This window comes from Planctomycetota bacterium, from assembly GCA_026387035.1.
Lineage (GTDB): Bacteria > Planctomycetota > Phycisphaerae > FEN-1346 > FEN-1346 > JAPLMM01.
Genome location: JAPLMM010000265.1, coordinates 1 through 23,664, shown reverse-complemented (window position 1 = coordinate 23,664; position 23,664 = coordinate 1). Strand labels below are relative to the sequence as shown.

Annotated in this window: 18 protein-coding genes; 11 read left to right on the top strand and 7 right to left on the bottom strand. The window is 66.4% G+C overall.

The window, feature by feature from the left end; genetic code table 11:
- From NTX40_10290 to NTX40_10275, 4 genes are all read right to left on the bottom strand, one after another.
- Nucleotides 1–359, bottom strand: a 359-nt coding sequence (locus tag NTX40_10290) for an electron transport complex subunit RsxC (GenBank protein ID MCX5649461.1), incomplete at its 3' end; no start/stop codon positions are given.
- Nucleotides 360–428: 69 nt separating this feature from the next.
- Complete coding sequence (locus NTX40_10285) at nucleotides 429–1,643, bottom strand: aminotransferase class I/II-fold pyridoxal phosphate-dependent enzyme (protein ID MCX5649460.1); 1,215 nt, start codon at nucleotides 1,641–1,643, stop codon at nucleotides 429–431.
- Nucleotides 1,644–1,811: 168 nt separating this feature from the next.
- Nucleotides 1,812–3,023, bottom strand: coding sequence for a hypothetical protein (locus tag NTX40_10280; GenBank protein ID MCX5649459.1), 1,212 nt, complete (start codon nucleotides 3,021–3,023; stop codon nucleotides 1,812–1,814).
- A 347-nt stretch (nucleotides 3,024–3,370) separates the two neighbouring features.
- Nucleotides 3,371–3,958 (bottom strand): hypothetical protein, encoded by a 588-nt coding sequence (locus NTX40_10275; GenBank protein ID MCX5649458.1) that lies wholly within the window; start codon nucleotides 3,956–3,958, stop codon nucleotides 3,371–3,373.
- Between the two features lie 431 nt (nucleotides 3,959–4,389).
- On the opposite strand from NTX40_10275, the gene NTX40_10270 reads away from it, so the two are divergent.
- The 3 genes from NTX40_10270 to NTX40_10260 all read left to right on the top strand — a co-directional run bounded on the left by NTX40_10270 (nucleotide 4,390) and on the right by NTX40_10260 (nucleotide 7,085).
- The gene (locus tag NTX40_10270) at nucleotides 4,390–5,250 is read left to right on the top strand and encodes a sugar phosphate isomerase/epimerase (GenBank protein ID MCX5649457.1); all 861 of its coding nucleotides are present in this window, start codon (nucleotides 4,390–4,392) and stop codon (nucleotides 5,248–5,250) included.
- Nucleotides 5,251–5,286: 36 nt separating this feature from the next.
- On the top strand, nucleotides 5,287–5,760 hold the full coding sequence (locus tag NTX40_10265; GenBank protein ID MCX5649456.1) for a DUF4870 domain-containing protein: 474 nt from the start codon (nucleotides 5,287–5,289) through the stop codon (nucleotides 5,758–5,760).
- Between the two features lie 77 nt (nucleotides 5,761–5,837).
- A complete protein-coding gene (locus NTX40_10260; GenBank protein MCX5649455.1) occupies nucleotides 5,838–7,085 on the top strand; it encodes an acetate kinase in 1,248 nt (415 codons plus the stop codon).
- A gap of 86 nt (nucleotides 7,086–7,171) precedes the next feature.
- On the opposite strand, the gene NTX40_10255 is transcribed toward NTX40_10260, so the two are convergent.
- Genes NTX40_10255 through NTX40_10245 form a run of 3 tightly spaced genes read right to left on the bottom strand, consistent with a single transcriptional unit; the run spans nucleotide 7,172 to nucleotide 11,157 of the window.
- The gene (locus tag NTX40_10255) at nucleotides 7,172–8,584 is read right to left on the bottom strand and encodes a hypothetical protein (protein MCX5649454.1); all 1,413 of its coding nucleotides are present in this window, start codon (nucleotides 8,582–8,584) and stop codon (nucleotides 7,172–7,174) included.
- A gap of 3 nt (nucleotides 8,585–8,587) precedes the next feature.
- Entirely contained in the window at nucleotides 8,588–9,676 is a 1,089-nt protein-coding gene (locus NTX40_10250) for an L-rhamnose/proton symporter RhaT (GenBank protein MCX5649453.1), read from the bottom strand.
- Nucleotides 9,676–11,157 (bottom strand): hypothetical protein, encoded by a 1,482-nt coding sequence (locus tag NTX40_10245; protein MCX5649452.1) that lies wholly within the window; start codon nucleotides 11,155–11,157, stop codon nucleotides 9,676–9,678. Before NTX40_10245 ends, NTX40_10250 begins: the two co-directional genes overlap by 1 nt.
- 462 nt (nucleotides 11,158–11,619) lie before the next feature.
- Here NTX40_10245 and NTX40_10240 point away from each other — a divergent pair, with 462 nt between their 5' ends.
- From NTX40_10240 to NTX40_10205, 8 genes are all read left to right on the top strand, one after another.
- Entirely contained in the window at nucleotides 11,620–14,820 is a 3,201-nt protein-coding gene (locus tag NTX40_10240) for a tetratricopeptide repeat protein (GenBank protein MCX5649451.1), read from the top strand.
- A 27-nt stretch (nucleotides 14,821–14,847) separates the two neighbouring features.
- Complete coding sequence (locus tag NTX40_10235) at nucleotides 14,848–15,651, top strand: MotA/TolQ/ExbB proton channel family protein (protein ID MCX5649450.1); 804 nt, start codon at nucleotides 14,848–14,850, stop codon at nucleotides 15,649–15,651.
- 85 nt (nucleotides 15,652–15,736) lie between these two features.
- On the top strand, nucleotides 15,737–16,156 hold the full coding sequence (locus NTX40_10230) for a biopolymer transporter ExbD (GenBank protein MCX5649449.1): 420 nt from the start codon (nucleotides 15,737–15,739) through the stop codon (nucleotides 16,154–16,156).
- Between the two features lie 9 nt (nucleotides 16,157–16,165).
- On the top strand, nucleotides 16,166–20,089 hold the full coding sequence (locus NTX40_10225) for a hypothetical protein (GenBank protein MCX5649448.1): 3,924 nt from the start codon (nucleotides 16,166–16,168) through the stop codon (nucleotides 20,087–20,089).
- A 94-nt stretch (nucleotides 20,090–20,183) separates the two neighbouring features.
- On the top strand, nucleotides 20,184–21,131 hold the full coding sequence (locus NTX40_10220) for a hypothetical protein (protein MCX5649447.1): 948 nt from the start codon (nucleotides 20,184–20,186) through the stop codon (nucleotides 21,129–21,131).
- Nucleotides 21,064–21,837: a hypothetical protein gene (locus NTX40_10215; protein MCX5649446.1), complete on the top strand. Its 774-nt coding sequence runs from the start codon at nucleotides 21,064–21,066 to the stop codon at nucleotides 21,835–21,837. The genes NTX40_10220 and NTX40_10215 overlap by 68 nt, the downstream gene beginning before the upstream one ends.
- 17 nt (nucleotides 21,838–21,854) lie before the next feature.
- Nucleotides 21,855–22,997 (top strand): hypothetical protein, encoded by a 1,143-nt coding sequence (locus NTX40_10210; protein ID MCX5649445.1) that lies wholly within the window; start codon nucleotides 21,855–21,857, stop codon nucleotides 22,995–22,997.
- A partial coding sequence (locus NTX40_10205) for an endonuclease V (protein ID MCX5649444.1) occupies nucleotides 22,994–23,664 on the top strand: 671 nt, incomplete at its 3' end. The genes NTX40_10210 and NTX40_10205, both read left to right, overlap by 4 nt.

The following is a 23,664-nucleotide window of genomic DNA, read 5'->3' as shown; positions in this document are numbered from 1 at the left end:
AGGCGCGACCAGTCGCGCGGCTCGTCGCACCCTTCGGCCCAGGCGTCCCGGCCGTCCGGTTCGATGGCGACCGCCTGGACCGTCCGGCCGGTGGCGGCATCGATGACCGATTCGATGCCCGTGACGGTCCCGGACGTCGGGGCGTGGACCGAGGCGGAGATGAAGCCGTCCGCTTCGCCGATTCGTTGGCCGCGCTTGACCGTCTCGCCCTTCTGGACGACGGGCTTGGCGGGCGCGCCCAGGTTCTGGGCCATCGGCACCACGAGCCGCTCCGGCACCGGCAGCGTCTCGGTGGCCTTGTCGGCCGTCCGCTTGTCGGTCGGCGGATGCACCCCGCCCGGAAAAGTTGCCTTGCCCACGCCTCGCCTCGCTGAGTCTAAAAGGGTTGCGTATCTTAGCACAACGGCGGGGGATTGCAAACGAAAGAGTCAGGCCTTCAGCGCGCGGCCGATCTGGCGGACCGCCTGGGTCAGACGCTGCTCGTTCTCCACCAGCGCCAGCCGCAGGAACCCTTCGCCGTTCGGTCCGAACGCCCGGCCGGGGGAAACCGCCACGTTCGCCTTCTCCATCAGGTCCACCGCGAAGTCGATGGTTCCGCGGCCGGCGAGGACCTCGTCGGGCACCTTGGCCCAGACGAACATGCCGGCCTTCGGCGATTCGACCTCTGTCCAGCCGATGCGGTGGAGGCCCTGGACGAGGACGTCGCGGCGCTTCTGATAGACGCGGGCCTGGTGCAGAACGTCCGCGTCGCAGTGCCTCAGGGCGACGATCGAGGCGATCTGGATGGCCTGGAAAATGCCGTAGTCGTAGTACCCCTTGACCTTCGCCAGAGCGCTGAGCATCTCGGCGTTGCCGGCGCAGAATCCGATCCGCCAGCCGGCCATGTTGTAGGGCTTCGACATGGTGGTGAACTCGACGCCGACGTCTTTGGCGCCCTTGGCTTCGAGGAACGAGGGCGCCCGGTATCCGTCGAAGCACGTCTCGCCGTAGGCGAAGTCGTGAATCACCAGAAATCCGAACCGCTTGGCCATCGCGACCACTTCCTCGAAGAACCGCACGTCCTCGACGACCATGCTCGTCGGATTGTGCGGATAGTTAAGGATGAGGATTTTCGGCCGCGGGTACATATGTTCGACGACGTAGGCGACGCGCTTCAGAAACTCGTCGTCGTTCCCGAGGCGCACACTGATGACATTGGCGTCGGCCAGCACCACGCCGTACACGTGGATCGGAAACGCCGGGTCCGGCACGATGGCCGTGTCGCCGGCGTCCAGAAGCCCCAGGCACATGTGGCTGAAGCCTTCCTTGGACCCGAGGCAGGCGACCACTTCGTTCGCCGGGTCCAGTTCGACGTTCCTCTGGCTGGCGTATCGCCGGGCGACCTCGCGCCGCAGGTTGTGGACGCCGATTGAGACGCTGTAGCGCTGGTTGCGGGCGTCGGCGGCCGCCTCGCAGAGTTTATCGACGATCGGCTTCGGGGTCGGGTCCGAGGGGTTCCCCATCCCGAGGTCGATGATGTCCACGCCCTGCTGGCGCTTCCGCAGTTTCGTGGCGTTGATGCGGCCGAAGAGGTACGGCGGCAGCCGCTTCAGCCGCGACGCCACCGGGATCGTGTATTCGGGTTCCTGGACCGTGTCGCTCATGCTACGCTTCTTCGCCAAGGGCGCGCGTTTCTCAATCGGAGCGTCGCCCGGTGCTTCTGCACCGGGCTCACACCCCCCCCGCGGCGCACGTCGCGTGAGCCGACCGCGGGAGCGGTCGGCGACCTCCACCCGGCGTGGCCGCCCATCATAGCGGCGGTCGGCTAGGAGTCAAGCAGGAGGGCGCGCTCCTCGGGCGCCGCCCTCGGCAAGGAAATTTTCGATGACGCGTTTGAAGTCGGGTTCCGCCTCGGTCTCCCACATGCGGATGATGCGGCGTTCGCGTTCGGCGTTTTCGGGGGAGTCGGAGGCGTGGGCGGCGTTGCGCATGAGGTCGCGGCCGAAGTCGCTCCGCACCGTGCCCGACTCCGCCTGGTCGGGGTTCGTGGCCCCGAGCCAATAGCGGATTTTGGCGATGGCGTCCTCGCCGCGGTACAAGAGCGCGAGGCACCGGCCGGGCCCCCCGCGCTTCCGCTCCGCCTCGCTCCGCACCTTGCGCGGGTCCACGCCCGTCATATACTGGACGATCTTGGCGAACTCGGCCCGGGCGTTGGAGTCGGCGAGCATGCGGTTGGCGGTCTTGAAGAACTCGTCCGGCAGGGCGAAGTCAAAGGCGCCCTGGAGCCGCTCGCGCATCGTCTTCTCGATGAGGAACTGAAGTTTCTCGCGGAACTGGTCCACGAGGGGCCCGTAAAACGCCTCGCCCTGGGCCGAGGACATGGAGAGCAGTTTCGCCCCGACGATGTAGAGGCCGGTCCGCGAGAAAACGTCGATGATGTTGCCGGGCCGCCGCGACCGCTTCTCGAAGTTCTCGGGCTTCAGGATCACGAGTTCCGTCTGGACGTTCTTCGCGTCGGGCGGAAAGGCGACGGCCGATTCGACCACGCCGCCGTCCGTCACCGCCCCGCGGGCGAAGAACGCCAACTCTTCGCGGACCGTCTCCGGGTCCGGGCCGCAGATGACCGCCGGCTCGAAGTAGCGAATCCGGCCGTCCGGCCCGTTCTGGAAGTCGCCGTACGTCCCCCGGACGGTGTGGCCGGTCACCTTGGGGCCGGCCTTTCCCACGACGTCGTCCACGAGGTGATTCAGAGCGTTCTCGCCGCGGAAGAGGAGGACCAGGCACCGGTTGGAGAGGCCTTGCGGGTTATCTCGCCGCAGGTTCTCGTCCACGTACTGGATGAAGGCCTCGCGAACGGGGTTTCCGAGGTCGCTTTTCTTGAGGAGCGCGAGGTACTCATCCACCCAGGCGTCGCTCGGGGCGTACACGTGGATGCCCACGAGGTCGAGTTTCGCGAGGCTCACCAGGCGCCCGATGATGCCGCCCGTCCGGCTCTTGTGGAGGCTGTAGGGGGTGATCATCACATACGCGAGTTCGTCCGCCATGGGGTTTCTCCGTCCGCAATTCGTCAATCAGGCAGTCTAGCGGCCTCGCGGGACAAGGTCAAACGGATTGCGGGAGAAGGCAAAACAATAGCCAACAAGGAACACCCAATATCCAATAACCAAGGGACAGGGCATGACACGGAACACTTGAGCATTGAGTGTTGGATGTTCCTTGTTGGATATTGTTTTGGTGATGGCTGTTCGGGTTTCGTCATTCGTCATTCCAGAACGCCCGTCTGGGTCATCAAGAACGGCCGGATGGTGGACCTGACTCGCGGCAAGCGCCGCAAGGGCCGGGCCCGCTAGGCCGGCCTCGCAAGAAGAGAAATGAGTATCGCGTCCCCCGATTATCCTCGTTCTTTAATCAGAATCATGACACCTGGATAAAGGCGGTTCTTCCACTTGATGCGGCGTGCGCTCTCCGGGAAGTACCACGCGACCGCGTCAAACTCCATCTTGCGCACGAGCCCGAGCCATCGTTTGATCAATCGAGCCGCATTCTTTCTCTTCTTGGCGGGAAGCACAGGTTTGACGAAGAGGATTGCCAATTTTCGATCGCCGTATGATTTGACTTTTTTGATATCCGACAGTGCCGCCTGCAGCCGCTTGCCTATCCTGAATGTCGGGTCGGTTGATTCATCGCCAGCGCCAGACCAGCAGTCCTTTGCCTCGGCGATGAAGTGCTGGCCCTTCACGGAGAAATAGAAGTCGATTCGCCCCTTGTAACGGCGCGACAGTTTGCCGGTGTTTCGTGATATGCGACGCTTTTCTGAGACGAATTCCTCAACGGCGAGTTCCCCGGATTTCCACACGGCGCCAGCGAGAACGCTGATGTCCGCGCGCTCGTTGTACCACCAGGGTAAGTCTTTGAACTGCGCCCAAGACTCAGTTACTCGCGCAATACACCTCAGCCATTTCCGTAGGATGCGTTCCATCGGAAGCGCCTTGGTGCAGTCAATGCCCTTGATTGCTTTTGGAACTCGACCTGCATGTGTCCTGGAAGTATACACAACGGATTCGGCATTTGCCAATACATTCCGATGCGAGCAGAAAAGGTGAACAGGCGCCATTTCTCTACGTCCGGATTATACCTTCTCACGCGGCCGGGCCCGCCTTCGTCCCGGCGCGCCGGGACTACGGCGTGGCAAGCAAGACCGGCCGTGCCACACGAACCGTGTGGGGCGCCTTCGCCCTTAGGCGTTGCGCCGCGGGGCCGATTCATGTTGACCGGGTTCGGGCGGGAAGATAGGGTAGGGCTTGTCGCCACCAAGGCAGGGCGAGTCCCGGCGCGCCGGGACTCGACCGCAGGCGACTCGACTAGGCTTGCGGACCCGCGGGTGGTGTCCGCCATGTGAAGGAGCAAGCGATGAATCTCTGCTCGTTTGGCGCCGTTTCGAGGCGCGACTTTCTGCGCGTGGGGACAGGCAGTGCGGCCGCCTTCTTCCTGACGGGCCTTCGACCGCTCGGCGCGGGGGAGCCGCCCGCCAGGAAACGCATCCCCATCGGCCTGCAACTGTACTCGGTGCGCGGCGATTGCGGCAAAAATCTCGCGGCCACCATCGAGGCTGTCGGCAAGATGGGCTATGAGGGCGCCGAGTTCGCAGGCTACTACGGCAAGACGGCGCAGGAACTCAAGAAACTCCTGGAGGATAACGGCCTGAAGTGCTGCGGCACCCACACGGGGCTCGACACGCTTCGCGGGGACAACCTGAAGCGCACCGTCGAGTTCCATCAGGCGCTCGGCAACAAGTTCCTCATCGTGCCGGGCATGGGCAACAAGACCCGCGGCGATTGGGAGAACGCGGCGAAGGAATTCAGCGACATCGCCGCCAAGGTCGCGGGCGACGGCATGCGCGTCGGCTACCACGCGCACGGGGGCGACTTCCGGGCCCTCGACGGCTCGACGCCCTGGGACATCTTTTTCTCCGCCGCCGATCCCAAGGTCGTCATGCAACTCGACGCCGGCAACTGCATGAGCGGCGGAGGGGATCCCGTCTCCGTCCTCAAGAAGTTCCCCGGCCGCGCCACCACGATCCATCTGAAGGAATACGGCGGAAATACCGGTATCGTCGGCGAGGGACAGGTCAAGTGGGACGAGATCCTGGCCCTTTGCTCCTCCGGCGGCACCGAGTGGTACATCGTGGAACAGGAACAGTATGGCGGCGGAACGCCGCTCGAGTGCTCCCGCCGCAGCCTGGAGAACCTGAAGAAGATGATACGCGTCTAGCCGCAGGGCGGGGTCATTTCTCTAAGGAGACACACGATGGCCGACGCACCGCCAGGGTCGCAGACAGGGCCTTCCGGTCCCGGGTCGCCGCCGCTGCCCGCGGGGCCGGCCGCCGCACCCGAGCCGCTCCCTCCGGAACTCCAGTCCGCCAACGCCTCCAAGGATGATCGGACGCTGGCGATGATCGCCCACCTGTTGGGCCTCGCGGGGTTCATCGGGCCGCTCGTCCTGTACCTCCTGAAGAAGGACACGGCGAGCGCGTACGTCAAGTTCCACGTGAAGCAGTCGCTCTTTTACCAGGTGGCGGTGACGGTGGTTGTGGTTGCGCTGATGATGGTGGCGATGGTCGGCATGGTGCTGACGCGAGGCTGGTGTTTCCTCTTCCCGCTCATCTCCCTGGCGGTCCTCGGCAACCTCGGGTATCTCATCGTGGCGGCGGTCCAGACGTCCAACGGGAAGGACTTCGAGTATTACTGGATCGGCCCGTGGGTGCGGCGGTCGATGATGTAGCGGGACAGGCGAGGGCGGGGCGGCGAACGCGTCCGAGCGGTCGTGCCGCCCTCTTCTCTTGAGGAGTCCGGACGAGCGTGAACGTTCTGGTGATCAACTGCGGCTCGTCGAGCATCAAGTACTCGCTGTTTCGGATGGCCGACGGCCGGGGGGGCGACCGCATCGCCTCCGGCCTCATCGAGAAGATCGGCGAACCAGTGAGCCGCATCCGCCACGAGACGGCCGGCCGAGAGGACGTCCGCGACGTCGAGGCCCCCGACCATCGGGCGGCCTTCGCCCTGATGGTTCGGGAACTCGCGGAGGGTCCGCGTGCGGCCGTCGCGGGCCTCGGCGAGATTGATGCGGTCGGCCATCGCGTCGTCCATGCCGCCGAGCGTTTCGCCGCCAGCGTCCGCATCGACCGGAAAGTGCTGGAGGCGCTCGAAGCCTGCGTGCCGCTCGCCCCGTTGCACAATCCGCCGAACCTCGTCGGCGTCCGGGCGGCGATGGACCTGATGCCCGACGTGCCGCACGTCGGCGTCTTCGACACCGCCTTCCACCAGACGCTCGAACCCCACGCCTTCCTCTACGCCATTCCGTACGAACTGTATGAGAAGCATAGCATCCGGCGGTACGGTTTTCACGGCACGAGCCACCGCTACGTCGCGGAGGTGGCGGCGGAGATGCTCGGCCGCGCGGCGAACGAGGTCAATCTCATCACCGCCCACCTGGGCAACGGATGCAGCGTGACGGCGGTGCGCGGCGGCAAGAGCGCCGACACCTCGATGGGCCTGACGCCGCTCGAAGGCCTCGTCATGGGCACCCGCAGCGGCGACATCGACCCCGCCATCGTTTTCCACCTCGCGCGGACGCTCGGCATGAACGTGGACCGGATCGACGCGCTGCTGAACCGCGAGAGCGGCCTCGTGGGCCTCTCCGGCGTCTCGAACGACATGCGCGAGGTTTGCGAAGCGGCCCGCGGGGGCAACCGCCGCGCCGCACTCGCCATCGAGATCTTTTGTTACCGCCTGAAGAAATACGTCGGCGCCTATACGGCCGCGCTCGGCCGGGTGGATGCGCTGGTCTTCACGGGCGGCATCGGCGAAAACTCGGCCGACGTCCGCGCCCGGACGTGCGAGGGGCTGGAAGGTCTCGGCTATCGCCTCGACGCCGCCCGGAACAAGGCGCCCGAAAAGGGCGCGCGGGACCTGGCGGAGTCCGCTTCGGAGAAGCGCATCTTCGTGATTCCGACGGACGAGGAAGCGATGATCGCGCGCGACACCGCCCGCATCGCCGCCTATCTCACCAACTCCCCCGCCCCCTCACTGCTGTCCGCAAATCCGTGAACGGTTACCAAAAGTAGAATATCCACATTTTCCCCCATTTCCCCTTATGACCAGCACATGCGAGCGGAGTTTCCGATCGATGGCAATCAGACCAGCACGAACCCGAACTTCATGGCCTCGGCAAATGCCGCAATCTGCCGCGTGAAGTCGCCGACGCCCAGGGCGAGGTGGTGGGCCGGGCCCTGCTGACACCACGCATCGAAGAACTCGGGCAGCGGACGGCCCAGCCGGACGCGGCAGTTCGGATTGCCAATCTGAAGAGTACTACCGGGGACCGCTTCGCCGACGGTGCAGATCAGTTTGAACGTATCGCCGGCGTCAAACTGCGACAGTCCCAGCAGAGTCACCGGGCCTTTTTTCATCTCGAAGTCGATCCCCAACCCTTCGCCCGACTTGCCGTGATGCACGTGGAGATGCTGGAGACGCGGCCGGCCTTCGGCGACATTGACGTTGCTCGGGCCGTCGTGTCCTAAGAGCACGAGGTCCTCGTCGAAGTCGACGGCGAAGAATTCGACGAACATTCCCCCACCGCCCAGCAGGTCGAGGATCTTCATCGCCATGGCGGTCTTCACATCTCCCTCGGTCACCCCGGGCCGCCCCAGGGACGCCAGCCGCGAGACGGCCAGCGCCGATTGCGCCCGCAACTGCGTGTTCAACTCCTTCTCGCCCCACCAGTAATAGCCGAATGAATAGATGTCGTGCTTGCGGATGATCTCATCGTAGGCGACCGCCACCTGGGCGGAGACCTTCATGTGCTCGTTCGTCACGGTCTGATCCACGTCGTATATGCGGCGGAACTGCTGGTACATGTCGTCGAGCTGCTCTTGCGCGACGCGATGAAACGCCTCTTCGATCTCTTCGATCTCCGGATGAATGAGCATGCGGCCCGTGGCGCGCAGCAAGCGATGTTCATCGACGGGCATATCGACCATGTTGGTGTAGGTCTCGCCGAGCAGCCCGACATTCATGGTGCGGAAGGCGCTTGCCGCCGCCGTCCCCTCGCAGTCCGCGCGAATCTCGTCCCAGAGCCTGTCGGACTTGAACGGCCCCGAGACAACCCTGAACTTCTTCCCCTGGCTGACCAGGCCGGCCGCGTATTCCGGAATGCAGCAGGGGCCTTCGTGGTGGAGGTAGTCGGTGGTGTCGGCCTTGCTGAAGTCGTAAGAGCTGTCTTCGTGGGCATTGAGCAGACGAAGGGGAACGTCCAGCCCCTCGACCGCCGGCAGCACGCACATGCCGGGCGCATAGCCGAAGGGGAACACCAGCAGAATGTCGAGATCCTGCTTGCGAAAGAAGGCGCCTGCCTGGCGGGCCTTCTCCGCCGTGTCGACTAACTCCGGCGCGACGATCTCGCCGATTTTTTCCAGGTGTTCGCGCAATCGTCGGTACATGGCCAGCCCCATGTCTTTCAGACGAGGAAACTGGTCCCAATAGTAGAAATGCCCGGTGGAAAGCAGGCCGATCCGCGGCCGGGGCATACGCTGCTTGAGATTAACCATGTGTTACTCCGCTGCCAGGGAAGGAGAGACGGGGACCTTGTTGTACTCCGCCAGGTAATTGCCCGCGCCGATGATGATCGTGCAGAGGATCAGCAGGGCGATGCCGACCCAGACGAACCGCCATGTGGTGCGTTGGATGCCTTTCCATTCCTTAAGAAAGATCCCCCAGAGATTGCTAATGATAATCACGAACGCCAGGTGAATGGACCAACTCGAGAACTGGTACTCGCCCAGTTTGGTGGTCCCCATGCCATACCAGAAGAACTCTTGGTAGCCGATGACGCCGGCCAGCGCGGCGAAGAAGTAGTTTGCCGCCAACCGCCCGGGCGAGCCGGCGACATAGTCGCCCAGCGAGCGGTTCTTCACATTGAGGATCAAGCATAGGACCAGATTGCTGGTGAAGTTTCCGACCATGAGCGGGATCAGCACGGGAATGTTCTGATAGACGTCAGCGACGCGCAGCGCGACGGCCACCGCGCCCACGGGCTTACCGTAAATGTCGATGCCAAAGGACATCGCGGCGCTGGTCACTCCGGCGATGACGGCCACCACGAAGCCTTTGAGGAGGGCAAACTCCTTAACGCCATCGGTCTTGTCCTTCTCGTCGACCTCGCGCTGCTTGCGGATTCCCGCGTATCCGCAGACGGCAATGCCCGCCAGGCAAACCGCCACGCCCAGCAGCACGGTCAGACCGGACGCGGTGGTGAGAATCTTTCCCGCCTTTCCCATGCAGAGGGGTGGAATCAATGTGCCGACTGCGGCGCACACTCCCAAGGAAACGGACATGCCGAGCCCCATTCCCAGGTAGCGGAGGCTAAGACCGAAGACGAGGCCGCCGATTCCCCAGATCACGCCCAGGCCATAGAGCGTCAGAATCGCACGCGGGTCGCTGTTGGCCAGTACGGTCAACGTTTCCGGCACCATCGCCAGCGCCACGACCCAGGGCATGACAACATAGGCCAGCAGGTTGAAAATCAGCCAGTACGATTCCCACGACCACCGCTTGATCTTGGCGAAAGGCACGTAGAAACTGCCGGCCGCCACTCCGCCGATAAAGTGCAGAAATATGCCGAGAAACGGGTTCATGGCCATCAGATGAACACTTTCTCGATTCTTAACAGGTCGGCCAGTTGAGCGAGCTGCCGGCGCACGTCTCCGCGCACGGCAATGCAGTGATGTGCGAAACCGTGTTTGGTCAGCATCTCGACGTACTGTTTGATCGGCCTTTCGATTTTGATCACCAGGGAAGAGTCGTGGATGGGCATCACCGGCAGGTCCATGATCTCGCCCCCACTGATCAGCATCCTCCAACCTTTGGCGTCGCAGATGAAGTGGCCGAATGTGGCGGGGCCGGGGTCGAACGTCAATTCGAGACTGAACCCGTTGCCCTCAAATCCCCACTGTTCTGGAGTCGGAGTGATGCGACACACGGTCCCTTGCTTGGCCTGCGTCGGGTCCGCATAGCCATGCCCCAAGAGCATCATCGCGTTGCGCTGGATGTCGAACTCAGCCCACTCGCCGAAGAAAGGTGTCAGGCCGGCAAGATGCCGCATGATTTTCATCATCACCAGCCCCAACACGTCGCCTTCCGTGACACCGAGCGTTTTTCCTTGCGCGTGAAGCTCCGCCATCCCCAGGTACGGAGTTGCTTTGGTCTTGGCCTCCACATAGTGTTGGCCCAAGAGGACCAGGCCGTCGAGCCGAAATCGCGCGGCAAGCCTTTTCAATGCCACGGCGACTCGGGCTGCGGCGAGAATGTCCGCCTCTTCAATGCCCTCTACCCGATAGGTGGAGCGGACCTTCTCGACCAATTCGCACACCCGGGGGTCTTGCGCAGATATCTTCTCCCACAAATCCAGCAGATGGCTGATCTGAATATGCACCACCTCGGGGCCCAGCGTTCCCTTGACCATCGTTTTGTCGTACTCGAAGTCGAACATCCCCCGAAACACGTGGCCGATGACTCCGATCGTCATGGCCTTGAGTTGTTTGTAGATCGTAACCACGTCGATGTAACGTTCGATTTCCCGGTAGGACTGTTCGTCATGAATGCTTCCCACCACCACTTCCAGGTTGTGGTAACGGTCCATCTTTCGGAAGCCAGCCACCAGTTGCACCAGCGACATCATGCCGCTGTCCCGCAAGGTGCCCTCGTAATCACTCTGGAGATTGATGGTATCGGTGGACTGCGAGACATAGAGCAACAGCGGCACTCCGGACACGTGCGAGAGGACCTGGTGGATGTAGGTGTCCGGGACATAGGTCCGCTCGGTAACGATCAACAAATCGATCTGCTCGTCCCGGAAGCAGCGGCCGGCATGGTCCGCAGCGTCCATGCTGTCCACCAGCCCGGGGAAAACTACCGAATGGTTCCGGGACAATCGGTCCAGGACGACCTGATTGTCCTTCTGGACTGTTTCCTTCAGTGTGCCGGGATACATTCGCCAGTACTCGAAGAAGCCGCCGGTCAGCAGACCGATCTTGAGTTTCTCGCTGCTGCGAATGCGGTCTGGAGACAACAGATCGCCAAACGTCTCGCCTTCCGCGACCTCGAAGGACTCCAATTCCGCCATGTGACTTCTCTCCTTTCGTGCCGTTGTAACCGTTCACGGCCTTACGGTCGTTCAGGCTCCCGATGAGCCTGACGGCCAGTAGATGCCCCCCGCCGCAAAATGCAAGACAAAAACCAAACGTAACCATGCCTTGCTCCGGTTTTTGGACACGTAACTCGTTTTGGAGCCGATGGTTACAGCACCGCCGGCTTCTGGAATCGCTTTGAAGGAGACGGCGGCGCTGGGGCGGCGGCGTGGATTCCGGGCCGCCGGCCCATTTCACCGAGAAGTCGCCACTTTGCGAGGAACAAACCCGCCGCGGACGGGTTCCACAGAGTGGGCGAACATCAGCGGGCATTTTTCAGCGGATTTTTCAACCGGTTCCTGGCACAATGCTTTCGCCGCGTCCCGCGCTGCCGGGGCCGGCGCGAGGGGATTTTGTCCCTCGCTTCGCTCCGGGGACTGCTTGAGGGAGGCGAACGGATGAATCGGCGAGGTTCCGTTTTCGTTGCCGCAGTTCTTGCTGTCTGCGCGCTGGGCCTTGCGGCCCCGGCAGCCGAACCAGAGAAAACAACCGGCAAGGCGACCGAAGACTACAACATGGCGGCGTGGCTGTATGGGACGCAGAAGTTCGATCTGGCGGCGGAGGAGTTTCGCGCCTTTCTCCAGAAGTATCCGAATCACGAGAAGGGGGCCGACGCACGCCTCGGACTGGCCCGGTCGCTTCGGCATCTGGGGAAGAACGAGGAGGCGATCGCCGCCCTCGAGGAACTCCGCAAGGCCGCCCCCAACTACGAGCGCATGCCCGAGGCGCTTTTCTATCTCGGCGAGGCCCTTGCGGCCGTCGGCAAACCGAAAGAGGCCGCCGACGCCTTCGACGAAATCCTCAAGAAACACGACAAGCATTACCTGGCCTCGTGGGCCCGCGCGCGCCGAGGCGAAGTGTTCCTCGCGCTCAAGCAGCCCGATGAGGCCGAGAAGACCCTCGCCGCCCTGGTCGAAGAGTTCCTCACCGGCAAGGATGCCGACAAGCATCTGAAGGCGGAGCGCAAGCGTCTCCAGGAAGTCGCGCCGGCCGTCGCCGCCTCCTTCGACTCGCTGCTGGAGCGGGCGCACCTGAACCTGGGCCTGGCGCGTCTGGCGGCCGGCCGATTCGACGCCGCCCGCGGAACCTTCGAGGAGTTCCTCGCCCTCGCCTCCAAGAGCGACCTGGCGCCGACCGCCCGATTCCACCTGGCCCAGAGCCTCTACCAGACCGGCCAGTACGACCGCGCCGCCGACGTCTATGCCGAGGTCGCCAAGTCCAAGAGCCCGCTGGCGCCCGATGCGGCGTTCGAGGGCGCGCTGGCCCTCTACCAGGCCAAGAAGTACAAGGAGGCCGCCGCCGCCTTCGCCGACTGCGCCAAGCGATTCCCCGATTCGGAGCGGGCCTCGAAGGCAACTCTTTACGCCGGCATGTGCCTCTATCTGGCCGACGACTACGCCGGCGCCATCCAGAAACTCCAGGAGAAACTCCAGAAGGACCCCTCCGACACGGAGGCCCTTTACTGGCTGGGGACGGCGTACCTGAAGCAGAAGGGGTTCGCGGAGGCGCGCGGCGCGTTCGAAAAAATTCTCAAGACCTCGCCCGACGGGCCGCGCGCCGCCGACGCACGCCTGGGCCTGGCCGACGCCCTGCTGGCCGAGGGCAAGCCGGAAGATGCCGCCAAGGCCTATCGCGCGTTCGCCGAGAAATACCCCGACCACGCCGACGCGCCGCGGGCCCTTTACGCCGCCGCGGCCGCGCTTCACCGCGCCGGCAAGTATGAGGAGTCCGACAAGGCGTGCGATGCCTTTCTCGCGAAGGCCGCGGCGAACGCCCTCGCGCCCCACGTCCTCTTTATCTCCGGCGAGAATCGCTTCCTCGAGAAGAAATACAAAGAGGCCGCCGAACGGTACCAGGCGCTCCTGGAGAAGCACGGAGACGCGCCGGACGCCCCGGCGGCGCGATTCCGCCTGGCGTGGGTCCGCTACTTCCAGAAGGATTACGACGCCGCCCTGAAGGAACTCGCCGGGATCGATGCGAAGAATGCCGACGCCGCACTCGCCGCCGAAGCGATCTTCCTCCAGGGCAACTGCTTCTTCGAGAAGGGAAACTACAAGAAGGCGGCGGAGACGTTCGGCAAGTATCTCGACTCCGCGGGCGGCAAGGCCCACGCCGAAAACGCCCTCCTGAGGATGGGCCTCGCGCTGGCCCGCGCGGGCGACTCGGGCGCCGCCGTCGCACGCCTCAACCAGTTCGTCAGCCAGTACGCCGCGAGCGACCAGAAGCCGCAGGCCCAGTACGAACTGGCCGAACTCCTGCGCGCCGACAAAAAATGGGACGAGGCCGCCAACCACTACAAGGAAATCGCGGAGAAAAGCCCCGACCACGCCCTCGCGCCCTACGCGCTATACCACCTGGGCACGTGCCGGTTCGAGCGGGGCGCCTTCGCCGAGGCCGCCGACGTCTTCGGCCGCGCCGCCGACAAGTATGCCGCTGCGGACCTCGCGCCCCAGGCGATGTACCAGAAAGCCCTTGCGCTCCAGAAGGCCGACAAGATTCCCGACGCCCGCGCCGCCTACCAGGCCATGCTGGCCAAGTTCGCGGGGCACGACCTGGCGCCCTCGGCGCTGCTGGGCCTCGGCACGTGCCTCGAAAAGGAGAAGAACTACGCGGAGGCGGCCGACGCGTTCCGCAAACTCCTCGATGCCTCTAAGGACGACAAGGTCCGCGAGCAGGCGGCGTATGAACTGGCGTGGTCGCTCCAGCAGGCCGGCAAGGAGAAGGAGGCTCTGGAGGCGTACGAGCGGCTCGCACGCGATTTTGCGGCGAGCGCGCTGGCGGCCGACGCCAATTTCCAGATCGCCGAGGCCCGCTACCGCGACAAAAAGTACGCCGACGCCGTCGCCCTCTACGAAAAAGCGCTCGCGGCCTCCGGCGACCGCCTGAAGGACAAGATCCTTTACCGCCTCGGCTGGTGCAAGTGGGCCGAGGAAAAGTACGACGAAGCCGTCAAACTCTTCGACCGCCTCGTCGCCGAAACGCCCCAAAGCGACCTCGTGCCCGACGCGCTCCTCCAGGCAGGCGAGGCGCTGGCGCGTCTCGGCAAACCGGCCGACGCCATCGAACGCCTCTCGAAACTCGCGGACCCGAAGTTCAAGGACTTTCCGCACGCCGCCGACGCCCGCTTCCGCCTCGGCGAGGCCCAGGCCGTCCTCGGACGCCACGAGGACGCCCTGGCGACCCTCTCGGTCATCGAGCAGGCCTATCCCGGCTACGCCGCCATGGCCGAGGTCCAGTTCGGCATCGGCAAGGCCCTCTACGATCTGAAGCGTCTCGACCAGGCGCGGCAGCGGTTCGAGCGCGTCCTCGGGATGACCGAGACCGAAACCGGGGCCAAGGCCCAGTTCTACGTCGGCGAGACGTTCCTGGCCGCCGGCAACCCGCGCGAGGCCCTCAAGGCGTACCTGCGCGTCGTCTCGCCCCTCTGGATCGCCTACACCGAATGGGCCGCCGCCGCCCAGTTCGAAATCGGGAAGTGCTACCTCAGCCTCGAGAAACCGAAGGAGGCCCGAGAGGCCCTTCAAACCGTCGTGGACAAATATAAAGACACCAAGTGGGCCCAGCCGGCCCGCGATGCACTCGCGAAACTGCCGGCCTGACGCCCGGAACCAAAGGAGATTCGACCGATGACCTTACGCCATCCCGCGGTCCTTGCCTTCGCCTTCGTGCTCGCCGTCTCGGCGGCCATGTTGGCCCCCACCGGCCGCGCCCCCGCCGGCGCCCCCGAACCGCCTCCCAATGCCGCGGCGCCTCCCGAAGCGGCCGCGCCGCCCGCCGAAGACGCCGCCAAGGACCAGAAACTGCCGACCCTCTTCGAATTGCTCGAGCGCGGCGGCCCGGTCATGTACCCCATCTACCTCTGCTCGTTCCTCATGGTCGCCTTCGCCATCGAGCGGGCCGTCAGCCTCCGCCGAAGCAAGATCCTTCCGCCCGGGTTCATTCTCGGCCTGCGAAGCCTCGTCGGCGTCCGGCCGATCGACCGCGGCAAGATCCTCACCTACTGCCAAGCCCATCCCAACCCCATTGCGCGGATCTTCCAGGCCGCCATCCGCCGCCTCCACCGGCCGCTGCCGGAAATCGAAAAAACCATCGAGGACGCCGGCGCCCGCGAAGTCCGCACCCTGCGCCGAAACTGCCGCGTCCTCTCCGCCATCGCCTACATCGCCCCCCTGCTCGGGCTCCTCGGCACCGTCAATGGCATGATCATGTGCTTCAGCCAGGTCTCCACCGGCGAAGCCCTCGGCCGCGCTGAACGACTCGCCGAAGGCATCTACCAAGCCCTCGTCACCACGGCCGCCGGCCTCACCGTCGCCATCCCAGCCGCCGCCCTTTACCTGATGTTCATGGCCAAGATCGAGAAACTCGTCAGCGAGATGGACGATCTGTCGCTGGAGTTCGTGGAATCCGTCGCCGACGACGCCAGCCGCTGACGCCCCGTCGCCGACTCCCGCCGCGCCGAGGCCGAGCCCGGCGGGATCGAACCGGCATCGGCCGAATCATCCTCGGGGACGCGCTATGCGGATCGACCGAAAAACCGAAGAAGACCCGGTTGAACTCCTCAACATGACACCCATCATCGACGTCGTCTTCAACCTCCTGATCTTTTTCCTCGTCGGCACGCGCTACGCCGAAATCGAACGCGACATGCTCGTCAATCCGCCCAGCGCCCACGTCGCCCAGCCCGTCACCGCCATCCCCAGCGAACTCATCGTCAACGTCACCGCCGACGGACGGTTCGTCATCTCCGGCGTCGAGTACACCCCCGCCGACCTGGAGCGCCTCATCGCTCGCGCCGTCAAGGAAAACCCCGAGCAGGCCGTCGTCGTCCGCGGCGACCGAAAGGTCGTCCTCCAACTCCCCGTCAACATCCTCAGCCTCTGCGAAAAATACAACGTCAAACGCAAGTTCCTCACCACCGCCGAACCCGGATCTTAGGAAGCGCGGATGCCGACCTCCCGAAAACGCGTCTGGCTCGGACGGGTCCTCTGGGTCCTCGTCCCCCTCGCGCTTCTGGGCAGCCTGGTGGCCTTCCTCGCCTGGCCCCGGCACGAAATTCTTTACACCGACGGCCGGCAGACCTGGCCCGCCCGCCCCGGACTCGGCCTCCGGACCGTCCTCTGGGACGCCGGCGACCTGCTCCAGACGCTCGGCGACCTCGGCGAATGCTACGACCCCTGCCTCTCCCCCGACGGACAGGAACTCTACTTCACCTGCGGACGCGCCGGCGCCGACGCCAACCTCTTCGTCGCCTACCGCACCGCCGGCGGATGGACCGGCCCCAAACCCATCGCCGAAATCAACACCGACGCCGACGAGATCGGACCCGCCCTCGCCCCCGACTCCGCCACCCTCTACTTCTTCTCCAATCGCCCCGGCGGCGAAGGCGGCTACGACCTCTACGTTTCCCGTCACGACGGCACCCGCTGGTCCAAGCCCGCGAACCTCGGCCCGCGCGTCAACTCGCCCTTCAACGAGTACGACCCCTTCGTGACGCCCGACGGCCAATCGCTCCTCTTCGCCTCCAACCGCCCCACCGAAGAGGACTCTTCCGTTCCCGAACACGCCTGGCCCGCCACCCTCCGCGAACAACGCCGACTCTACGACTACGACCTCTATGCCCTCGATCTGGCGGCCGAAGCCGCACAGCCCCGACGACTCGACGCCGTCTCCGGCCCCGCGAACGACGGCCAGCCCGCCACGAGCCCCGACGGCCGGTGGCTCTACTTCGCCTCCGACCGGCCCGGCGGCCTCGGCGGTTTCGACCTCTGGCGCGCCCGCATCACCCTGGCGCCGCTGAACGCCATCCTCCCGCCGGAAAACGTCGGCGAACCCGTCAACTCCGCCGCCAACGAACTCGACCCCGCCGTCAGCCTCGAAGGCTTCGGGCTCTTCTTCTCCAGCGACCGCGACAAACCCGACACCTACGCCATCTACTACGCCCGAAGCCACGAGGTTTACCAAATCCTCCAGACCCGCCGACTCGCCCTCGGGCCTATCCTCGGCCGGCTCTCCTGGCCCCTCATCGGCCTGATCCTCGCGCTCGTGGGCCTCGCCCTGACGCTCCTGGCGCTCCTGAAACTCCGCAAACGTCCCGGCCTCCTCGCCGGCGCCATGATCGCCTCCCTCATCCTCCACCTGTTGGCCCTCAGCCTCTTCACACTCTGGCAACTCTCCATCGGCGTCTATGAACTGGCGAAGAGCGAAGAGCGCTTCGAGGTCGCCGTCAGCATCCCCGGACTCGCCGAAAGCGAACTGTCGGCCGAACTGAGGACCACCCTGGTGAACCTGGCGCGCCTCGACACCGCCCGCTTCGCCGCCGAGAAGACCAAAACCCTTACCGCCCCGCCCGAGCCGGCGGTCAACGGGCCCGCCGTCGCTCTCGCCGAGCCCGAGCCCGTGCCCCAGGAAATCAATATCCTCCCGCCCGAGGAGCGACCCGCCGAACTCGCCGAAGCCCTCAAGCCTGAGTCCGCGCCCGCGCCGATTCCGGAACTCGCGCCCCCCGAACCCCTCGAAACCATCGAGCCGCGCGAGGCACGGCCCGTCGAAACCGCCGAACGCCTCCCCGCGATGCCGCTCGCCCTCGCCCCGCGCCTCGAAATCCCCGCCGTCCGCGAGGCGCCGGCCCCAAAGCCCGCCGTCGCCGAACGAATGGAAGCCGCGCCGGCGCTCCGGCCCATCGAGCCGCTGCCCCAGCCCGCCGCTCCGACGCCGGTGGCCCCGGCAATCGCCGTCCAGGCCCCGACGCCGGTGGCCGTCGAAACACCCGCCGTCCTCGACGTCGCACCCGTGAAGACCGAACTGGCTGTCCGCCCCGTGCGCACTGCGGCCGAGCCGAGCCGGGAGGTGAGCGTCCGTCCGCTCGCCGCCGACCGGCCCGAAGCGCCGTCGGCCGAACCTGCGGCCGCGGCCGCCGCCCCGATTCCTGCCGCGCCTCCCGTGGCGCCGGTGGTCGAAGGACCCCCGGCGGCCCTGCCGGTCGAAACCCGCGCCGCCGCTCCTCCGCCTGCGGCCGTCATCGAAGAAACGCCCGCTGCCGGCGCCGCTGTCGCCGCCGCCGACGTCTTCAATATGCTCCCCCCGGCCGCCGGGCCCGTCGCGCCGCGCGAGCCACGCCCGGCCTCCAACGGCAAGACCGAAATCCAACCGCCGATCGGCGCCCTCCCGGCCGTCACGCGCCCCGAGGGACCTGTCGCACCGGCGTCGGCACCCCGGGTCCAGGGCTCGGCCGTCGCGCCGGAGGTGCGCGCCGCCGAATCGGCCGTCGGACCGAACCTCGTCGAAGCCCCCGCCGCGCCGGCCGCTCCGCCCGCCGCAAGAATCCTCGTACTCCCCGGCGCAGAGCCGGTGACGCGAGCCATCGCACCCCCCGTCGCCGGGGCGCCCGTGCCGCTGGACCTTGAACCGCGCGCGGCGCTCCCGGCCGCGCGCAAAGTCCGTGGCCCGGCCGCGCCCGCCGAGGCCGCCCCGCGCGAGTCTCTCGTCGCCGCCCACGCCGCCCCGACCTCCGGACCCGCTCCCGAGGCCGCGCCGATCGCCCCGGCCGCACCGCTGCCCGCTCGCCGCGCCGAACCGGCCGAGAAAACCCTCCTCGCCTCCACCGCGCCCGCCGGTCCGAAGGTCGGGGCGCCGACGATCGGCGAAACCGTCCGCCTCGCCGTCGCACCGCCTGCGGCGTCCGTCCAAGCCGACATCTCGCCGCCGCCCGAGCCCCTACCACTTAAAGAGATCTACACCCTTCGCACGCAGCCCGACCGCGAAAAGACCATCGAGAAACTCGGCGGCACGCCGGAAACCGAAGAAGCCGTCCGACTGGCCCTCGTCTGGGTCACGCGGCACCAAAGCCCCGACGGACACTGGGACATCCGCGACTTCGCCAACAACTATGACGAAAACGGCCGCCGCGCCGACGGACCCGGAAACCGCGAACGCCAGAACCTCGACGTCACGGGCCTCACCCTCCTGTCGCTCATCGGCGCGGGGCACACCCACCTCCCCGCCAAGGGCGCCCAGGGCCCCAGCCCCTACGCCGAGAACGTCCAGAAAGCCGTCGACTGGATCATCGCCGGACAGGAATCGAACGGCGACCTTCGCCGCGGCGGCCAGATGTACGGCCAGGCCATGGCCACCATGGCCCTGTGCGAACTCTACACCATGACCGGGGATGCGCGCCTCGTCGAGCCCACCCGAAAGGCCGTCCAGTTCATCATCGACGCCCAGAACCCCGACCTCGGCTGGCGATACGACCCCCGGTCCTCCAACGATACGAGCGTCGTCGGCTGGCAGATCATGGCCCTCAAGAGCGCCGAAATCGCCGGCTTCGACGTCCCTCAGAAAGTCTATCGCGGCGCCGCCAACTGGCTCGACCAGGTCCGAAAGGGAAAGCACGGCGGCCTCTACGAATACCAGCCCGGACGCGGACCCAGCCCCGCCATGACCGCCGAGGGATTCTTCACCGAACAGTACATCGACTTCAGCCCCAACTCGCCGCGCGCCGCCGAGTCCGTCGAATACGTCCTCCAGCACAAGCCCCAGTGGGTCCCCCAGAACCCCGAGCAGACCAACCTCTACTACTGGTACTACGCGACGCTCGCCATGCACAACCTCGGCGGGCCTGAGTGGGAGGAGTGGAACCGCCAGATCCGCGATACCCTCGTCAAGGCCCAGCGCACGGACGGCCCGTTCGCCGGCTCCTGGGACCCGCGCACCACCTGGGGCGCCTACGGCGGCCGCGTCTATTCCACCGCCATCGCCACACTCACCCTTGAAGTCTATTACCGCTTCCTCCCCTTCTACAACCTCCGCCTCAAGCCCCAGGACGCCGCCGCAGGGAAAACCCCGAACAACGAGGCCGGCCAACGGCCATAGGCCGAACCCGAACGCAACAAATCGCGTTGACTTTCCACGCTCCCGAGGCCTAATCTAACAGCACGCGATTCCACCGACGCGCCGAGGCACGGTCATGCGACAGGCTGCACTCGTTCTGCTCTTTTCTGCCGCTCTCGCCGGGGCCCCCGCGCCCCCCGATGAAACCCCGCCCCCGTCCGAATCCGCCACGAAAGCCGACGAAGCGGGCGCCGAACGAATCTTCAGCGAATGGCACGCCCTCTACGTCGACGGCAGGAAAGTCGGTTACCACACGATGAACGTCCAGCGCCTCGCGGACGGCGGCTACCGGTTCCGCGACGAAACGTTCCTCAAACTCCGCGCCTCCGCCCCCGACGCAAGGTCCTTTAAGATCGTCCAGGCCGACGTGGACCCCGACGGCTCCCCGCGCACCCTCGACTCGAGCGTCGCCGTCGGCTCCCGCGCCTGGCACGTCGCCGGCCGACGCCGAGGCAACTCCTTCCTCCTCGAGCGCACCGTCGGCGCCGACACCGTCTCCGCCGAGGTCCCCCTCGAAAAAGGCCTCACCCTCCGCTCCTGGGCTCTCCTCGCCTCCTTCTTCGGCGCTGCCGATCCCGGAGGCGCCTCTCGCTGGCTCGTCATCGACGAACGCCTCGGCGCCGTCCTCCCCGACCCCTGCCTGGTCCACGTCCTCGGCCCGCACACCGTCCCCACCGGGCCGGGGAAATCCCTCAGCGGCACCGCCATCGTCACCGCCGTCGGCCAGGAAATCGTCGCCCACCTCCTCGACGACCGCGGCCGGACGCTCCGCAGCGTCTGGCAGTCCGCGCCAATCGTCGCCGAGGCCGCCAGTTTCTCCGAGGCCCGACGCCTGGACCTTCCGGGGGACGGCCCGCGCGGACCCGCCATCCCGGGCATCGAGGCCCGTCACCCTCCGCCCGGCCGTCGACCCACGCCTGGCAACCCTCCATGCCAACGCCGACGAACTCCTCCAGTTGGCCGACGTCGTCCACCAGCAATGGGCCGCCCGCTTCGACGCCGTCGAGGCCGACGCGCCCCGTGAAACCGAACTCGCCGGTCGGCCCGCGCGCGTCATCGAGGGAACCGCACGCCTCGGATGCGTGCGGCTGCACTTCCGCAACGTCTTCCTCGTCGGCGAAGGGTTCGCCTACCTTGTAACAGCCGTCGCCGATCGCCCTCTCGATGAAAAGCGCGCCTTGGCCGACGCCATCCTCGCCTCCCTCCGCCTCGCACCGCCCGAGGGGCGGCTGCCGGTCCTCGTGAGCGGCAACTGCCTGCGAATCCCCTACTACGGCCTCGAGATGACCCGCCCCGACGAGCGCTGGAAGATCCCGAGGCACCTCGACGGTCCCGCGACGACTCTGGAACTGGCGCGCGAGGACCGCGCCGCTGTCGCCGTCCTCCGCATGCTCTCCGCCCCCAAGGACCAGCCGATCGCCGACTTCGTCGCCGAACGCGCCCGCCTCGCCGCCGAAAACCTCAAAATCCCAAAGCCCGAGGCCCAGCCGGCGACGCTCGGCGGACGCCAGGCCCTCGAACTAAAGTACGCGGGCAACCTCCTCGCCGGCCGACCCGCCGAGTGCCGCGCCATCTACATGCCCCTCGGCTCCCAGGTGCTCGAACTGGTGCTCATCGCCCGCGCCGGCGATCCCGGCGCGCTCGCCCCGTTGGGGCCGGGACCTAAAGACCTTGAGACCATCCGCGCGAGCATCCGCTTCATCGAACCGCCGGCCGCCGGTCAGAAGTGACGGGGAGGGCCAATGCCGTGCGACGCCTGCTATCGGCTCCCGTGTGCCTCGCCGCGTGCGCCGCCTTCGCCGCCGCACTTTGTGGCGCGGAACCCGCCGCCGATCCCGGCGCGCCGGGACCCTCTTCGCCCGCCTTTCTGGTCTTCCCCATCACGAGCGACGAGAAAGGGCTCGGCGACCAGGTCCGCCTGATGCTCCGCGCCAAGGCCCGCCGACTCGGCGCCGTCGTCTACGACCCTTCGAGCGTCGCCGAGGCCCTCGCCGGCGAAACGGTCTCCCTCGAAACGCCCCCCGAACGCCTCGCCCAACTCGCCCGCGACCGCTTCGGAGCCGACGTCGCCGTCGTCGGCCATGTCGCCGGCGCCGGACCCTACGAGATCCGCCTCCGCGTCGTCTATCCCGGCCGACCGGCCGACGCCCGCACCGCCGAAAAGACGCTCGGCTGCCCCTACCACCAGGTCATCCCCCTCGAGGTCGCCAAGGCGGTGTACGACATCCTCGGCATCCCGATTCCGCCGGACCCGTGGCGCGAACTCCGCGGCGACCCCGACATCCAGCGCCGATGGCAGGATGGACCCAACCTCGTCCGCAATTCCAGTTTCGAGCAGGCGAACGCCGCCAGCGACGGACCCGCCGATTGGCAACCCGTCGAAAAGGAAATGGCCTGGACCACAAACCCCGACGGCCCGGGCAAGGTCCTCGCGTACCGCATGAGCGCCGCAACCGCCGGGTCCTACGGCCTCGACTTCTACAGCGACTATATCCCCATCGAGCCGGGCGCCGTCCATCGCTTCTCGTGCCGCTACAAGACCCTCGGACCCACCGTCAAAATCTTCCTCAAGGGCTACCGCCCGTTCGAGGCACAGGACGGCCAGCCGGCCCAGCGCCGCGAGACCTATCGCCGGCAGGTCCATCCGCCGGGCGGGCCCGGCGAGTGGCACACCATCGAGGCCGACTTCGTCCCCTCCGCCACTCGCCCCGAACACGCCCCGACCTTTCTCAGGGTGGACCTCTACGCCTACTGGCCCGAAGGCGTCGTGTACTGGGACGACGTGGTCCTCAAGAAAGTCCGCGACGCCCCGCCCGGCCCGCCCGCCGCCCCGACCGATGCCGAACCCCTGAACACCGAATCGCTCCCCGAGGCCAAGGAGATGCCGTGAAGGTCCGCCAGTTCCATCGCTGGGACCTGACCTATGACGAAGCGGTCGCCGTCCAGCGGCGTCTGGCGGCCCGCGTCCGCCAGGGCCCCCCGCTCGGAAAGGTTGAGACGGTCGCCGGGGCCGATGTCTCCGCCGGACGCAAGGACGAACTCCTCGCGGCCGTGGTCGTCGTCATGCGCGCCCGTTGGCCCTACGTCCCGGGCTTCCTGAGTTTCCGCGAGGCGCCGGTGGTGTTGGAAGCGTTCCGGCAACTGAAGACGCGGCCGGACCTTGTAATCTGCGACGGACAGGGCCGGGCGCATCCGCGGCGGCTGGGCCTCGCATCCCACGTCGGCCTCGCCCTCGGCGTGCCGACGATCGGCTGCGCGAAGAGCCTCCTCGTCGGCACCGTCCCGCGAGAGCCCGGGCGCCGGCGCGGCGGGCGGGCGCCGCTTATGGACGGCGGCGAACGGATCGGGACGGCCCTTCGCACGCAAACCGGCGTCAAACCCGTTTTCGTGAGCGTCGGCTATCGGATCGACCTGGCGAGCGCGGAGCGGTGGGTCCTGGCCGCGTCGCCCCGGTTCCGCCTGGCCGAGCCCATTCGCGCCGCCCATCGCCTCGTCACCGCGTACAAGGCCTCCCTGGGCGGGCGACGTCCGCGCGCGCCGTGTGTCGTTAACGCCCG